General features: G+C 32.0%; 18 protein-coding genes and 2 pseudogenes. 15 read left to right on the top strand and 5 right to left on the bottom strand.

Annotated features, from left to right (window positions below; genetic code table 11):
* Positions 1–8: 8 nt before the first annotated feature.
* Positions 9–719, bottom strand: a complete 711-nt coding sequence (locus ACYFX0_RS15340) for an SDR family NAD(P)-dependent oxidoreductase (protein WP_016098047.1) — start codon at positions 717–719, stop codon at positions 9–11.
* Between the two features lie 191 nt (positions 720–910).
* Here ACYFX0_RS15340 and fumC point away from each other — a divergent pair, with 191 nt between their 5' ends.
* Positions 911–2,299 (top strand): class II fumarate hydratase, encoded by a 1,389-nt coding sequence (fumC, locus tag ACYFX0_RS15335; protein WP_460270872.1) that lies wholly within the window; start codon positions 911–913, stop codon positions 2,297–2,299.
* 95 nt (positions 2,300–2,394) lie between these two features.
* Here fumC and ACYFX0_RS15330 read toward each other — a convergent pair whose 3' ends face one another.
* Positions 2,395–2,817, bottom strand: a complete 423-nt coding sequence (locus ACYFX0_RS15330; RefSeq protein WP_000669083.1) for a PH domain-containing protein — start codon at positions 2,815–2,817, stop codon at positions 2,395–2,397.
* Between the two features lie 163 nt (positions 2,818–2,980).
* Between ACYFX0_RS15330 and ACYFX0_RS15325 the strand changes: the two genes are divergently transcribed.
* The 3 genes from ACYFX0_RS15325 (at position 2,981) to ACYFX0_RS15315 (ending at position 5,910) form a co-directional block, all read left to right on the top strand.
* Positions 2,981–3,148 (top strand): hypothetical protein, encoded by a 168-nt coding sequence (locus ACYFX0_RS15325; protein WP_460270870.1) that lies wholly within the window; start codon positions 2,981–2,983, stop codon positions 3,146–3,148.
* 490 nt (positions 3,149–3,638) lie between these two features.
* On the top strand, positions 3,639–4,403 hold the full coding sequence (locus ACYFX0_RS15320) for a DUF2087 domain-containing protein (protein WP_016098051.1): 765 nt from the start codon (positions 3,639–3,641) through the stop codon (positions 4,401–4,403).
* A gap of 97 nt (positions 4,404–4,500) precedes the next feature.
* Complete coding sequence (locus tag ACYFX0_RS15315; RefSeq protein WP_016098052.1) at positions 4,501–5,910, top strand: MATE family efflux transporter; 1,410 nt, start codon at positions 4,501–4,503, stop codon at positions 5,908–5,910.
* Between the two features lie 57 nt (positions 5,911–5,967).
* On the opposite strand, the gene ACYFX0_RS15310 is transcribed toward ACYFX0_RS15315, so the two are convergent.
* Entirely contained in the window at positions 5,968–6,666 is a 699-nt protein-coding gene (locus ACYFX0_RS15310; protein ID WP_016117545.1) for a peptidase E, read from the bottom strand.
* 393 nt (positions 6,667–7,059) lie between these two features.
* On the opposite strand from ACYFX0_RS15310, the gene ACYFX0_RS15305 reads away from it, so the two are divergent.
* From ACYFX0_RS15305 to ACYFX0_RS15275, 7 genes and pseudogenes are all read left to right on the top strand, one after another.
* Complete coding sequence (locus ACYFX0_RS15305; RefSeq protein WP_016098054.1) at positions 7,060–7,455, top strand: DUF3942 family protein; 396 nt, start codon at positions 7,060–7,062, stop codon at positions 7,453–7,455.
* A 110-nt stretch (positions 7,456–7,565) separates the two neighbouring features.
* On the top strand, positions 7,566–7,982 hold the full coding sequence (locus ACYFX0_RS15300; protein ID WP_016098055.1) for a BlaI/MecI/CopY family transcriptional regulator: 417 nt from the start codon (positions 7,566–7,568) through the stop codon (positions 7,980–7,982).
* Position 7,983: 1 nt separating this feature from the next.
* Positions 7,984–8,796: a M56 family metallopeptidase gene (locus tag ACYFX0_RS15295; RefSeq protein ID WP_106081366.1), complete on the top strand. Its 813-nt coding sequence runs from the start codon at positions 7,984–7,986 to the stop codon at positions 8,794–8,796.
* A 48-nt stretch (positions 8,797–8,844) separates the two neighbouring features.
* Positions 8,845–8,985 carry a hypothetical protein gene (locus ACYFX0_RS15290; protein WP_162495423.1) on the top strand — a complete coding sequence of 47 codons (141 nt, stop codon included), beginning with the start codon at positions 8,845–8,847 and terminating at the stop codon, positions 8,983–8,985.
* An 18-nt stretch (positions 8,986–9,003) separates the two neighbouring features.
* Positions 9,004–9,558, top strand: a complete 555-nt coding sequence (locus tag ACYFX0_RS15285) for a TlpA family protein disulfide reductase (protein WP_016098059.1) — start codon at positions 9,004–9,006, stop codon at positions 9,556–9,558.
* Between the two features lie 266 nt (positions 9,559–9,824).
* Positions 9,825–10,244: pseudogene (locus tag ACYFX0_RS15280) on the top strand (chemotaxis protein); the annotation flags it as partial.
* 142 nt (positions 10,245–10,386) lie between these two features.
* Positions 10,387–10,683: pseudogene (locus tag ACYFX0_RS15275) on the top strand (nuclear transport factor 2 family protein); the annotation flags it as partial.
* 743 nt (positions 10,684–11,426) lie between these two features.
* Here the strand turns inward: ACYFX0_RS15275 and ACYFX0_RS15270 are convergent.
* Both ACYFX0_RS15270 and ACYFX0_RS15265 read right to left on the bottom strand, forming a co-directional pair.
* Positions 11,427–11,711 (bottom strand): hypothetical protein, encoded by a 285-nt coding sequence (locus ACYFX0_RS15270; RefSeq protein ID WP_001008319.1) that lies wholly within the window; start codon positions 11,709–11,711, stop codon positions 11,427–11,429.
* Positions 11,712–11,854: 143 nt separating this feature from the next.
* On the bottom strand, positions 11,855–12,214 hold the full coding sequence (locus ACYFX0_RS15265) for a BRO-N domain-containing protein (protein WP_001048701.1): 360 nt from the start codon (positions 12,212–12,214) through the stop codon (positions 11,855–11,857).
* 616 nt (positions 12,215–12,830) lie between these two features.
* Here ACYFX0_RS15265 and ACYFX0_RS15260 point away from each other — a divergent pair.
* The 4 genes from ACYFX0_RS15260 to ACYFX0_RS15245 all read left to right on the top strand — a co-directional run bounded on the left by ACYFX0_RS15260 (position 12,831) and on the right by ACYFX0_RS15245 (position 15,402).
* A complete protein-coding gene (locus ACYFX0_RS15260; protein WP_000465972.1) occupies positions 12,831–13,283 on the top strand; it encodes a hypothetical protein in 453 nt (150 codons plus the stop codon).
* Positions 13,283–14,371: a hypothetical protein gene (locus ACYFX0_RS15255; RefSeq protein WP_000077128.1), complete on the top strand. Its 1,089-nt coding sequence runs from the start codon at positions 13,283–13,285 to the stop codon at positions 14,369–14,371. The genes ACYFX0_RS15260 and ACYFX0_RS15255 overlap by 1 nt, the downstream gene beginning before the upstream one ends.
* A 231-nt stretch (positions 14,372–14,602) precedes the next feature.
* The gene (locus ACYFX0_RS15250; protein ID WP_016098062.1) at positions 14,603–15,073 is read left to right on the top strand and encodes a hypothetical protein; all 471 of its coding nucleotides are present in this window, start codon (positions 14,603–14,605) and stop codon (positions 15,071–15,073) included.
* Between the two features lie 110 nt (positions 15,074–15,183).
* Positions 15,184–15,402, top strand: coding sequence for a hypothetical protein (locus ACYFX0_RS15245; protein WP_223266653.1), 219 nt, complete (start codon positions 15,184–15,186; stop codon positions 15,400–15,402).
* Positions 15,403–15,426 lie beyond the last annotated feature (24 nt).

The following is a 15,426-nucleotide window of genomic DNA, read 5'->3' as shown; positions in this document are numbered from 1 at the left end:
TCCTTTTGTTACCAAGGTATAATGCCATTTTTATTTAGTATTTTACCATTATAGTTTGTTTCACTTAGTGCATATTTAATAATAATTTTAGCACTTTCAATAGTTGTATGGCCACCAGGGGAATTTCCATTAAGATCAGTAGTTGTAAAACCAGGAGTTATCCCAAATACTTCTGGACCGTTAGTAGCAAATTCTTTACTAAAAGCTAATGTTAAAGCATTAATAGCAGTTTTGGAAGAATTATATCCTAGTGTATTGATTGGATGTGTTTCACCATTAGCAAACATTGTTAGTGAGGCCATGTCAGTTGTTACATTTAGTATTTTACTGTTGCTTGAATTCTTTAATAATGGTAAAAAGGCTTGTATCATTTGGAAAGTTCCAAAAAAGTTAACTTCAAATCCTTGGCGTAAAGTTTCAATATTTAATTCACTAGGTAGCGTATTGAAGTCTAATGCAATGCCTGCGTTATTAATTAATAAATGCAAATGGTCAGTCGTTTCGTGAATTTTCTTTGTTGCTTCTTGAATGGATTGTGAATTTGAAATATCTACTTGAATATAGGAAACGTTTGAAATATTTAAAGAGTCTACGGCTTGTTGTCCAAATTGTTCATTACGAGCACCTAAAAATACGTGATAATTTTTTTCTGCTAATTGACGAACAAGTTCATATCCAATTCCTTTATTCGCACCTGTTATAAAAGCATATTTTTTCATATTGAATTCCTCCAGTAGTGTTATAGTAGGTTACAATGGAAAGGATACAGCCTAAACTTAAGTTTAGGTCAAGAGGAATTTTTTAAAATAAATATAGAATATCTATATATAAGAGTGAGAATTCTTATCATTTAAGAAAAAGTCTGTTATTATAAGAGATGTAGGTATTATATTTTCAAGGGGATGAAAACATGGAGTACAGAATTGAAAGAGATACATTAGGAGAAATAAAAGTTCCAGCTGATAAATTATGGGCAGCACAAACACAACGTAGTAAAGAAAACTTTCCAATTGGAACAGAGCAAATGCCGCTTGAAATTGTAAAAGCATTTGTAATTTTAAAGAAGAGTGCAGCGCTTAGCAATCAAAAATTAGGAAAGCTATCAGAAGAAAAAGCAGAAGCAATTGTAGAAGCTGCTGATGAAGTGATTGCAGGGAAATGGAATGAACATTTTCCGCTTGTCGTATGGCAAACAGGTAGTGGTACACAGTCAAACATGAATGTGAATGAAGTAATTGCAAATCGTGGGAATCAAATTTTGAAAGAGAATGGATCTGACGTACATATTCATCCAAATGATGATGTGAACATGTCACAAAGTTCAAATGATACATTTCCAACGGCGCTCCATGTAGCTTGTGTAATCGCAGTAGAAAATCACGTATTACCAGCAATCAGGAAATTAAAAGGAACTTTAGCAGAAAAAGTAACTGCATTTGAACATATTATAAAAATTGGTCGTACACATTTACAAGATGCAACACCGTTAACTTTAGGGCAAGAAATTAGCGGATGGCACCGTATGCTTGAAAAAACAGAGCGTATGATTGCAGAGAGCAATACATATATGAAAGAGTTAGCAATTGGTGGAACTGCGGTTGGAACAGGTATTAATGCTCATCCTAAATTTGGTGAGATGGTATCAGAGGAAATTAGTCAATTTACAGGTAAACAATTTGTTTCTGCACCAAATAAGTTCCATGCATTAACGAGCCATGATGAAGTTGTATATACTCACGGTGCATTAAAAGCATTAGCTGCAGATCTAATGAAGATCGCTAACGATGTACGTTGGCTTGCAAGTGGTCCACGTAGTGGTCTTGGAGAAATTATTATTCCAGCCAATGAACCAGGAAGCTCTATTATGCCAGGTAAAGTAAATCCAACGCAAAGTGAAGCATTAACGATGGTTGTAGCGCAAGTGATGGGGAATGATGCAACAATCGGATTTGCTGCGAGCCAAGGTAACTTTGAGTTAAACGTATTTAAACCTGTTATTGCTTATAACTTCTTACAATCAGCTCACTTATTGGCGGATGCAATTGTTTCGTTTAATGACAATTGTGCAGTTGGTATTGAAGCAGATGAAGAAGTAATTAATGAAAATGTGAATCGTTCACTAATGCTTGTAACAGCGCTAAACCCACATATCGGATATGAAAATGCAGCGAAAATTGCGAAGCATGCTCATAAAGAAGGGTTAACTTTAAAAGAAGCAGCATTGCAATCTGGGCTACTAACAGAAGGGCAATTTGATGAAATTGTAGATCCAAAGAAAATGATTGGTCCAAAAGAGTAATAGAAAAAGCCAAGGTTCTTAGTATAGAATCTTGGCCTTTTTGATGTTCATTTTTATGTTTCATCTACTTGCAATACTGCAAGCTTCAAAATATATTATTTGTTAGCAGGCGTATTCATTACTTTCATCTGTGGGCAGTTCTCTTTTAAGAGTGAAATGAATTTTTCTTCTTCTTGTGGTACGAAAGTGGTCACTGAGTCAAATAAATTATAATTAATTTCTAATTGTTGCCTAGTCCATTTTTTTGAACGAAGTTTTTTGCCAGAGTACTTAATATGGCGAATGTCTTTAAATGGGATTTCAGTACGAAGTATGAAACCGTGTTTTACAACAAGAGATGATTCCGTTACGTTGTAGTGAGAGAAATAGAATGAAGAAAGATTCACGATATTTAATAGCATCATGAGAGTGAAAAAAATAGAATTTTCATTTTGGAAGAATAACGAAACGAAAAAAATAATTAGAAATAATGTAATGAAAATGACGTGGAATGGATTTTTTTTCGCTTTAAATTTCAAGTTAGTCACCTCGGTATACTTGTTCTTTAACTAAATTAAATCATAACATTGTGATAAAACGTGTGAATATGCAGAATTGCATATTCACACGTTTTATTATTCATGTAAAATTTCTTGATAGGATAAATTCAAAAGAAGTTTTGTAATAGTGGAGTGACATGAAGTGACTTACAAGAATAGAAAGATAGTGTTAGTCATAATTAGTTGTATGATGATTATGAGTAGTTGTGCTAATAAATTTGTTGAAGATAGAAATCGAAAGCATACATTTGTACAAGCAAGTAAGATTTTAGTAGAGACTGTAAATAGAATATATAAATTGAAAATTTAATCAACTGATTATTAGCCCTCACCAATCGGGCTTTTACGGGCAGCCCGCCCTCATTTAACTTCTTTGCTTCCGCTGAATTTTGATGTGGGAGTCTTACTGCCCTTAAATGTGGGATAAAAAGTAAAAGGTGTTTTCTTATACGGAAACATCTTTTTTGTAGTTGAAATTGAATACTGAAGTTTTGTAATGGATGAATACCGGTTCCATATTCACTAATCGCATATGTATTCTGTGCAATTTGCTTAACGGTAAACCAAGAGTCTTGAAGAATATCCATGTTCTATTTTACATCCTATAAAATGAATTTGTATAAACATATTCGCTTTTCGTTGTATTAAACCCTTTCGGTAGATGTTTTTATAAAAGTTTGTAAAATGGGTAAACGAAATGTTGAAATGTTTGTTTGTGTTATGATAAGATGGTGAAGTGATAATAAACGTTATAGTGATTTGTTTGGTTTTTGAATAAACATTTTGAAGGAGTGTTTAGTATGGGTGGTATTTCAGAGAAGTTTTGGGATGCGTCAATAGAGGAATTAAAGAAAGGGTATGTGTTTGATGGAGAAAAAGAGGAGTACATTTGCTTAGCTTGTGGTGAAACATTTATTAAAGGTGTTATTTATCAAGATAATCAAGTTTTGTATGAAGCAGAGAAGTTCGTCCGATTGCATATTCAAAATGAGCATATGTCTATGTTTGATTATTTGTTAAATATGGATAAGAAATTTACTGGTTTAACGGATTTACAAAAGAAAATGGTTCAGTTTTTCCATATGGGACTGAATGATAAAGAAATTGTAAAAGAGTTGGATGGCGGAAGTACATCAACAATTCGTAATCATCGATTTACACTGCGAGAGAAAATGAAGCAAGCAAAAGTATTTTTAGCTCTAATGGAATTATCAGAAGAAAAATCAAAAGTACAAACGAAATTTGTACCAATTCATAGAACAGCAACGATGGTGGATGATCGATACAATATTACGGAAGAAGAAAATGATGAAGTATTAAAAGCTCATTTTACAGAAGGATTAGATGGACCTCTTTCTAAATTTCCGAAAAAACAAAAGCGTAAATTAATTATATTACGTCATTTAGTAAAGAAGTTTGATAGTAATAAAAAGTATACTGAAAAAGAAGTAAATACAGTGATAGAAAATGTATACCCTGATTTCGTAACTTTAAGAAGATATTTAATCGAATATGGATTTTTAGATCGAACAGCCGATGGAAGTCAATATTGGGTGAAGTTATAATCATAAGAAAAGAAAATGAATAGAAGCACAGTATTATAACAACTATACAAAGAGATAGAGATTGAAAATAGATGTTTAATAAAAGGAGAAATGAAATTTGAAACCACCTGCAGATAACAATAAAGAAGGTGTGGAGTCACATAAGTTGGAAAGTGAGAGTAAACCGATTTGGAAATCGATGTCGATGTTTTTAGTACCGTTATTATTAAGTAATGTACTACAATCAGTTGGACAATTATTTGGTATGGTAGTAGTAGGAAGATGGCTTGGAGTTAATGATTTAGCGGCTATATCAGCATTCTTCCCATTATTTTTCTTGCTCGTTTCATTTGTAATTGGTATCGGTTCAGGAAGCTCTATTTTAATTGGTCAGGCGTTTGGTGCTAAAAACGAAGATCGTTTAAAAGCTATCGTTGGTACGACGCTGACATTTACCTTTATTATTGGAGTTGTGTTGGCGATAATAGGAAGTATTTTTGCGATGGATATTATGCGTCTAATGGGAACGCCAGAAAATATTATTGAAATAAGTGTACATTATGCACGGATTTTATTTATATCGATGCCAGTATTATTTTTATATTTCGCATATACAACATTTATGAGAGGTACAGGAGATTCTAAAACGCCATTTTACTTTTTAATTGTAAGTACAGCACTAAATATGATTTTATTACCAGTTCTTATTTTTGGATGGTTAGGAGCTCCGAAATTAGATGTGTATGGAGCAGCCTATGCCTCTGTTATATCTACAGTTATTACGTTTATTGTCATGCTTGTGTATTTAAAGAAGAAAAATCACCCATTACAACTAGATGGAACGGTTAGAAAATACCTTCGAATGGATGGGGAGTTATTAAAGCTATTGCTAAGGCTCGGTATACCGGCAAGTATAAATATGATATTAGTTTCATTATCTGAGATTGCCGTAATCGCATTTGTAAATCGTTACGGTTCGGATGCAACAGCTGCTTACGGCGTTGTGAATCAAGTTGCAAGTTATGTACAAATGCCAGCAGTTAGCCTTGGTATTACAGTTTCTATTTTTGCAGCACAATCAATTGGGGCGAATCAATTTGATCGATTGCAGAAAGTTGTGAAGGCCGGAATTATTATGAACTACGTCATCGGTGGTGTGTTAATATCTCTTATTTATTTATTCTCAAGAGACATTTTATCACTATTTTTAACGAGTCAAACTACAATTGAAATTGCTCATAGCTTAGTTATGATTACGTTATGGAGTTATTTAATTTTCGGTCATGCACAAATTATTAGTGCGACAATGCGAGCGAGCGGTACAGTACTTTGGCCAACTGTTATTGGAGTTGTTTCAATTTGGCTTGTAGAAGTACCCGTAGCATATTATCTCTCTTACCATACAAGTCTTGGAATAGAAGGCATCTGGATCGGGTATCCAGCAGCATTTATTGTCAGCTTAATATTGCAGTATGCATATTATAAGCTTTCATGGCAAAAGAAACGAATTACACGATTAGTTAGTTAAATAGAAAAAATGTCCCTAAGTTATTAGACTTAGGGACATTTTTTCTTAAGTGCAGGTTTACAAATAGCTTTTTAAAGTTATATCAAAATGTTGTCTAATGAGTGTTTTATCACTCATATAAAACTCCCACGCTTTTTCCGATTCACCGATAATCTCAAAGGATTCCTCTGTAATATATAAAGCGCAATTATCCTCCAGTGCAATTCCTTCTATATTCCCTTGATGATTTTGTAAAAAGGAATGGAAGGCGTTCATTCTGTTTAATTGATTATAATGTGGACAAAATCTTTTATTAACAATCCCCCATCCATTACTCTCTATATAACCAGAACCTTCATAATCTGATCGGATACTAGACGTGAACCAACACATAGCACCAGCGCTATAACCAGCAATAAGTGTTCCTTGTTGCAGAGCCAATAATAATTTTTCATCAAGCCTATGTTCTTTCCATTGCGTAAGCATGTGAATATAGTTTCCGCCACCTAGATAAATTAAATCGGCTGAATGAATCATCTCGTCTATTTCATACTTAGAAGGTGAATCTGTTGTAATGCGTAAAATTTGTACTTCACAATGTAATTGTTTTTCAAACGTGTCTAAAAATAATTTTATATAGCTTTCATCATCATGACTAGCCGTTGGAATAAACAATACTTTTGGATACTGTTTATTTGTTAATTCTATAAGGCGTTCATTAATAGGCAAGTGATTTGAATCTTGTAAATCACCGCCACCAATGACAGCTAATTTCATAGTAAAGCACCACCTAATTATTTTTGTTATATAAAAATTCGATAGAAGAGAGTTACATTCCTTCTCTATATGTAATGAATAAGTAGAAAATGTAGTTTAAGTATATCGGGATAGTAAAGAAACTACTGACTATATATACCAATGCATTAGAAACCATTCATTGATATATAATATTTTATACTAATGTTTCAAAAAATGGAAAAAATATGTTTAAATAGATGTAATGAAGCATTCATTCATATTGAATTTATACTTATATTTTAAAAGGGTATCGGAAATAATAGCGATTTTCTAAAACAGTTTTTACTTTTAATAGGAAGTTGTATTACAATATGGTAAAATTATTTCAATATATTTATTTAATATGAAATACAAAGAAGGAGCGTGAAAAAAGTGGATTTTCGATTTGAATTTACAACGAAGCTGAAAGAATACTTAGACGATGAGAAGGATGAAAAAATAATAAAAGATGGACATAGAGATGTAATTTTTCACTATTTATATGCGTTAGAGACTGAAATTGGCGTTGTTAAAAATCCTAATTTTACTTTTTTTGCATCAGGAAGACGTTCACATATAGTGTTAGAAAACGTTGAATTTAAAACAGAAGTAAATGTAAAAAGTAATATAATTGAAATTATAAAAATAGTGGATAATGTAGTTATTCCGTTAGATACTATCGTAGCGAAGGATCGGGAATTATTTGCCCTTGGGCGTAATGAGAAGTTTAGTGTACAAATATTAGAGCAGTATCTCTTTGATACATTTGGAGATAAGTTAGGCTTATAATGAATAGAATGAGGTACGTATTTATAGGTAGTGAATTTTAGTTTGTATTACTTGCGTTTGACCTCTCATTTAATTTGTACTACAATTCGTAGTGTGAAAGGAGTCATACGATGTTTACGCAAAACTATAGGTTAAATGAGCAAGGATTAAATCATTTCTTTGGACCGCTTGAAGCGAAGATTATGGAGATTATTTGGTCTACTGAAGGTATTACTATTAAAGAAGTCCAGCGGAAATTAAGTGAAGAATCGCCTGTGAATTTTAATACCGTTATGACAGTTATGAACAGGTTAGTAGAGAAATTACACTTAGAAAAACAGACTGTGAAAAGAAGTGGCATATATCGTGCTATACAAACGAAAGAAGAATTCTTATCCAATCAAACGAAGAAAATGACACAGGAATTAGTGGGGGAATTTGGAGATTTAGTTGTAACACATATGATAGATGAATTAGAGCAGGCTGATCCGAATTTAATAAAAAAATTAGAAGACAAATTGAATCAGTTAAAAAAAGAGGGTCGATGAAATGAAATGGCAAATGCGTAAAATCGTATTGTTAGCGCTCATTGTTAGTACCCTCTTTTTCAGCTTGTTATTGTATTATGTTACATATCCATTTCTCTTTCAAAATAAGGCATTCTTCCTTTCAAAGTTTTGCTTGTTTCAGTTAGAAAAACATATGAAAGAACTATCAATGGTTCGTATTATAATAGCGGGGTTATTATTAATTACTGTATTGATTGTGTGTAAAAGAATTTTGCGGCAATTTTTCTATAGTAAAAAAGTACAAAAAGTACTTATCCCATTTATTAGAAAAGGGAAACAAATATATATACTGCCGACTGCGGAAGTTGCAGCGTTTACAATTGGATTATTCCGTCCAAAAGTTGTCATGTCGGAAGGTTTGCTTCAGACGTTTTCAGATGAAGAGATTGATGCGATTATTTTCCATGAAGAATATCATCAAAATAATTGGGATCCGCTAAAATTATTTTGTTTTACGTTATTAGCAGAAGGAATGATGTACATCCCGATATTAAAAGAATTGTTACAACGATATCATACGTATCAAGAGTTAGCAGCAGATAAATATGCGATGAAAAAAATGGAATCTTCATTTGAGTTAGGTAGCGCGTTATTAAAATTAATTAAAATAAAGACAATGGAAAATCGATGTGTTACAGCTTCATTTGCAAAAACAGCAATAAATTTACGAATCGAGCAAGTGTTAAATGAAAAGGTTGCTAAGTTTACTATTCCGTTACATACGAACTCGGTATATGTAACAATAGGGTTATTCTGTGTGTCGATTGTACTTATTGTCGGAGAGTGCATATAGCCTCTTTTTTTTAGGGTAAACACTACTCTATGTAGTGTGGATAGAGTGTTGTCATTTATATCATTATACTTTTTATCGCTATATATATCTTATTTATCATATATTACAGGTATTTTATTGTATACAAATCAAATGACGGAAATGACAGCATTCTTTATTCGTCTATTCGGTGGATTTACAGGTTTTTAAAAATGAGGAGGAAGAAAAGTGAAGAAACTAATTGCTATTATACTAGTAGGTGCTCTCGTTTGGGCGGGGGTTAACTTTTATAATTCAAAGAAAGAAGAAAAGGAAAGAAAAGCGAAACAAGCAGAGCTACAGGAGAAAGAAGTATTACCACAAGTCGGTTTTAAAGCACCTAGCATCACATTAAAAGGATTAGACGGAAAGTTGCAGTCGTTAAATGATGCCAAGGGAAAACCGTATATTATTAATTTTTGGGCATCATGGTGTGGGCCGTGTGAAATGGAGGCACCTGACTTAGTTCATATGTATGATAAATATAAAAAGGATGTTGAAATTTTTGCGGTGAATGCTACTGTTAGTGACCCAGTACAAGAAGCAAGCGCATTTGCTAATCGCTATGGGTTTGAGTTTCCTGTTCTACTAGATATGGACGGAGTAGCTGGACTAGATTATAAAGTATTCTCTTTACCGACGACATTTTTTGTTAATAAAGATGGAATTATAGTAGCTCATGTACGAGGTGTATTACCACCAGATCAATTAGAAAAGAAATTTAAGAAATTGATTGAGAGTTAAGAGCGGATTTTTCTATGGGGAAAATTAGAGTCACTAACAATGTAGAATTTAAGAACGAGGTAGTAGATTTATATTTAAAAGAAGGGATGAGATATAGTAATTGAGTCTTTTTTGTTTGACATGTTTACGTTTTTTTATAACAAACGTTCTGTAATTGCATACTTGGCCTATATGTAGGTGTACCTATAAAATGGTGATTATTAACAATACATTGTTAATATCCGAACATCAAAGAGTTAAGTGAAACACTAAACTCACGACTTTTGAAGGCATTTGCAAAGGGGATAGCTAAATTAATTAGTGAAACACAAGCTGAAGCAGAAGAGGCTGTAGTTTCAATGCAAAAGAGCTCAAAAGAAGTCGAATCAGGAATAACTCCTGTTCAAAGTAGTGGTGCTTTCTTCGAAAAAATTTCAAAATCTGCACAAGCTGTTACAAATCAAATTAAAGCGACTTCGAGTAATTCAAGTGATATTTTTAAAAATAGTCAAACTATAATTCAGATTGTAAATGAATTATCACATATTGCTAATACATATGTGGATAGCAGTAGTAATGTAGAGACTAGTATGAAAGAACAAGAAGTATATGTACAAGATATTGCAGAACTAGCAACATCATTAAGTGGGCTATCACAAGAGTTACAAGAATTAATTGGAGAGTTTAAAATTCAATATAGAAATTAGATATAACAATGGATAATGGTAAGTGTATTAAAGAAACTATAGAATTAATGAAATGCAAAATAATAAATAGTTGTTGTAAAGGCTTATTCTGATAATAAAAGGAATTAGATACATTAAATTCAACTATGAGTTTTTTTACTAAAAATATGTAAGTGAGGATTACAAGCAACATAATCCTTTTGTAGCTGATGGACGAAAAGCTTTCATGGATTTCTTTAAGGAGGATTTTGTTAAGAACCCTAATTCTTTTGCAGAAATTAAACGTGTAGTAGCTGAAGGAGATACAGTTGCTCTTCATGTACATTCTCGTACTCACTCTCAAGATAAGGGAGTTGCTATAGTGGATATTTTCCGTATAAAGGATGGAAAGATTGTCGAACACTGGGATGTAATTCAAGAGATTCCAAGTGAAGCAGCTAATGATAATACGATGTTTTAGGTAGAAAATCTATTTATAGATTGTTAAAATATTTTTTCGAAAATAAGTAAGATTGCGTTAGTAAAAATATCCTTAGAGTGATTCTTTCTTACTAACGCAATTTTAAACTTTTTAATTCCGTAATTATACTTGAAATCACCGCGATACCTAATACTATCCTGTATAGTTTATAGGAATAATATCTCCCTGACTAAAGTTTTCAAGAAAGGATTTATAAATGTTTTTTAATTCATTGCATGATGGCAGGAATTTAAAGTGGCCTTTATCAATTCGTTATAACCTTTCTTAAAGTGAATAAATCCTCTTTTTATTTTCTCATTTCCTCCGTTTTAGATATGTCTTTTTAGGATTTCAAATCTTACCTTTTCATCAAATTTATCTGCAATGTATATTACAGTTCCGGCAAGATATTTTAGTCCATAAGCTACGGGTGTCATCCAAAGTTTATTTAGGAAAGAAAGATCTTTAATTTGGTGCTTACTTGAAAAGAAAATCATATTGTTCACTCCATTTCTAAAGGTGATAGATATTTTAATAGTCGTCTTATTTATTGTTTTAGTTGCGTAAACAAGGTACAGTACAAAATGTACTTTGCTATTTTGAACAATTTTTTTGTTTGGGAATTTGTATAGAGATAGAAATAATAAGAATAGTGAATAAAACCCTACTAAAGTTTAGTAGGGTTAAGTAGATAAAGATGTAGAATGGATAATTTAAGAAATAAAGGACATAAACTGTGTTTCTTAATTTCTTTGTGTAAGACTCTTAACAAATAGCGTTAAATAGTATGAGGAAGAACCAACTAAAATAGCATATGGTATTAGAATAATATCAATACCATTTACAATTACATAACCAAAAAAACCAGTCCAAAAGCCATTACAAAAAGAACAGTCTAAAAAAATTTCAAACAATTCATGAATACTACGTAATTTTTCACGTGTGTACTGAAATTTTATTTCAAATAAAAATGCGCGTACCCCTAAGGATATAAATAGCAACAGGCTTATACTTATATCAAAATTCATTATCTCACCTCCAATTCCTATTTAAAAGTCGTAATAAGTTGTTAGAAAGTTGAGGGTTACAAAATAATTAATATTTAGCTGGGATATTTAATAAATCATTTGAAAGATAGTTACCCCAGTAAAAGCTAACATAATGAAATGAATTAAAGTATATTTTTTTCTAAAGATATGGCCCAATGAATAAAATCTAATCTATTAACCTTAACTTTTCTGGCTCTATAGACCATATGGTGGAGTCCCTCTAAATCAACTAAAATATAGCGTTGAGGGTTAATATCCTGATTAAAGGTAATTACAGCACTGCATTTAGAGCGTTTGTCCATATTTTCGATTAAGCTATAAGGATTTTTTATTCCAATTGCATTTTTCCCAATATCGTATCCAACAAATAAGAATTGATTACTTGTAGTAAGGACAGCTCTTATCTGTTTATCATTGTATAAAAATGAAAAATATTTTTTTATATCAGTAGTGTTTAACTTTCTATCTTTATGTAAATTCAAGATATCACCTCCCTATAGTTATCGAAATTTAAGTAACTATAGTTGCAAGTGAATTGTAAAGAGACTTATTAGTTTAAAGGTTGTTGCTGAATCACAATGTATAAATTGCAGCATTTAATTTAAAGGTAAAAGCTGAATCCATCATATTAAAGCTAAATAATATTATTAATAAATTATTATCTATTATTTAATAATGATTATTTGTTATAAAAATAGATTCAATACTATCTCATTTTAGAAACTAAAAATATTTAAAACCATTATTTTTATATTGAATTCCATCAATTTCAAAGTGGATTTAATTATTTAGTGTAATTTATAAACAAATTCAGAGAAATAAATCGTTTACATGTTTTATGTTAAATGACAAATACTTCTTTAATAGAATTGCTAATTTGTTAATTGAAGAATAAATAAGAAAATCTTTGATCATGTCAATTCAATAGTTAAGAATGTACGTGAGAGCTTAATAGAAGCTAAGTGTAAAAAATTAATTTTGTTAAGAGTAATTATGGGGTGAGATAGAGTTTGACTAAATTTATTCTAAGTGATGTTAAATTTTCATTGTGATTTTCTTATATTGTTACTGCAAATACTTACAAGAGGGTGTGATGAGTTGTTCTTTCCACGTATCACTGATGTTTATGCTTGCATACATAAGACATTGAGAGAAGATAGTGTAATACGTAAATGTATGGGTCTTAATAATATTACAGTAGATATGGAAAATGAAATGCACATACAAAAGCGTATGTCTCCTAAAGAGGCACTAAACAACCAAATTCCTTTAATTGCATTTTACAAGTCATTTGTTCAAAAGGAACGAAACAATAATATTCATGTGATAACATTTGACTTCGATATCTACACAAATGATGATGTGGAATTGGCATTAGACCTTGCAGATAGAATAAATCAATTATTCGATAATCAATCTCTGCAGTTATTTAAAGGAGTATTTTTCAAGGGTCAGTATGTAGGATCTGCAGAGGTTGCAAGTGAAATAGAACACTCTTATAAGTATTTCACTAGATTTGAATTTATTTTTGAAATTGAGGGGTGTAGTTAATGTCACAATTTGACAAGTTTAACAGTAAGAATAAGAAAATGATTATTAAAGGTGCAGGTAAATTTATGGCTAAAATTCCAGGGTGTGATGAATTAATTACACTAGGTCATATGGCGAATATGCGTCTTGATGTGCAGTTGGATATGGTTGATATTGAAGGGGGAGACTCTTCAGCACCTATTGATACACTACTACGTAAAAAGGTAATTGATATTACTGCAGAGGATGCAAAATTTGATTTAAACATGGTACGTCTTGTGTTAGGGGCAAAACTTCGAGAAGGAGTTAGCGGCTTAGCCTATGAATTGAAAAATGAAACAGTAACAATTGCTGGCGATACTGAACCTGTTTCTATTAAATTATCTAGTCCAGTATTAACAGGTAGCGGAGCACCTAAAGTACAGATTTTCAACCAAGTTGCAGGTTCATTTGTACCAGAATCAGCAATTACAGTAAATGGATCAGCTGTAACACTAAAAGGTGGTGCGGTTGAAGGTGATACTGTAGTAGTTTATTATCCTGTGGCATCATCATCTATCGATCCTGATGGTTTCGTATGGGTATTAGAAGAACGTCATGATGTTAAAGGTGGACTAGTGACTCTTAAGAATCCTCTATTTGGTGGATCTTTAGGTTCAGCTTCTTCTAAGACAGAGCATGTATCTGTAAGATTAGTAAAAGAGAATAAATTACTTAAAAAAGTAACAACTAATCCTGCAAAAGGTGAGTATACAATTGATCCTTCTACAGGGGAGATTAAGTTTAATGATTATCTTGAAGGAGAGCAAATTTATGTGAACTACAAGCGCCCAGAGGTTGTAGATGTAATGGCAATTGGTTCTCGTGATTTCCCTCTTACAGTATCTGTTGTTCATGATGGACATTTTGAACAAATGGATGGTAGCATTCAAGGTTACCAAGTTGAACTATATTCTTGCCGAGTGAAATCTAACTTTACATTAGACACAGCACGACAAACAGCAGCGACTCATAGTATTACACTTACAGTTATTGATGGGGAACGTACAGACAGTCGTTTAGGTTCTATTAAGCGTTATCAAATTGAAAAAAGTGGCGATGTTTGTTAATTAGAGAAGAGGATACTTATGTATCCTCTTTTTTATTAATTTATTTTTAAACATTTTAGATAAGGTGAGAATGGATTATAAAAATATCTATCACTTAAACCTTTTTTCGTAAGGTTGTTACATTTAACACATAAATTCTTATATTAGTTACGAGGTCGTTTAGGTGATCCCCTTCCTTGCGTCCTCTTTAAATTTAATAAGGGGTAATAGAGTAATATAGGGGGAGATTAAATGAGTGAACGTAATTTAGCAATTCCAAGTAGAGAAGAAGCTATTGAGGAACCTACTCTTGTAGAGGAAGTAGAAGAGAAGGTTGAACAGCAAGAACCTAATAAACAAGAGGAAGTAAAGTTAACTAAGCAGGAATCAGAGTTTATTGAAAAAGTATTCTTCGAAGAGGATGAAAAGGTAACATTACGTGATGGAAAAACCTATGCTATCCCTCCTTTAGGATTAAAAGATGCTAAAAACCTAATGAAAAAGTTGAATACAATTGATACAGGTGTCATTATTGCTAATTTAATTGCAGATGAAACAGGTAATGATAGTTATGATGAACTATTAGAGGTCCTATTGATGGGCTTTAAACCGTATTATAAAGAAATTTCAGCTCAGTATTTAGGGGATTATATTGATATTGTAACAGCTAAAGAAATTATAGATATTATGATTGGACTTAATGGCTTAAAAAAGTCTTTATAGACTCTGAGGAAGAAGAAAAAGAATATGACGAAAATGCCTACGTTGATTGGGCAGAGATTTTCTTTAACTTAGGTCACTACCTGGGGATGAAAAAACAGGATATATGGGATTTGACATTACCTCAGTTAAACTATTACTTAAAGAAATGCCATAAGCATATAGAGTTTACAGTTAAGGTACATTCAATGTCCTTCACTGGGTTATTTGGGGGCGGTTCAGCTCAAGCTACCGAACAGGATAATCTAAAAAATAGTGATGGAAAAGAAGTAATTGACGGATATGAGGTTGCAAATGCTGATGACATGGAGTGGTTAGCAGGTATTCTCTAATAAATAATCCTGCCCTTCCTTTTT

Source organism: Bacillus sp. NEAU-Y102 (assembly GCF_054788175.1).
The sequence above is the reverse complement of the archived record's forward strand: the minus strand, read 5'-3'. Positions and strand labels throughout refer to the sequence as shown.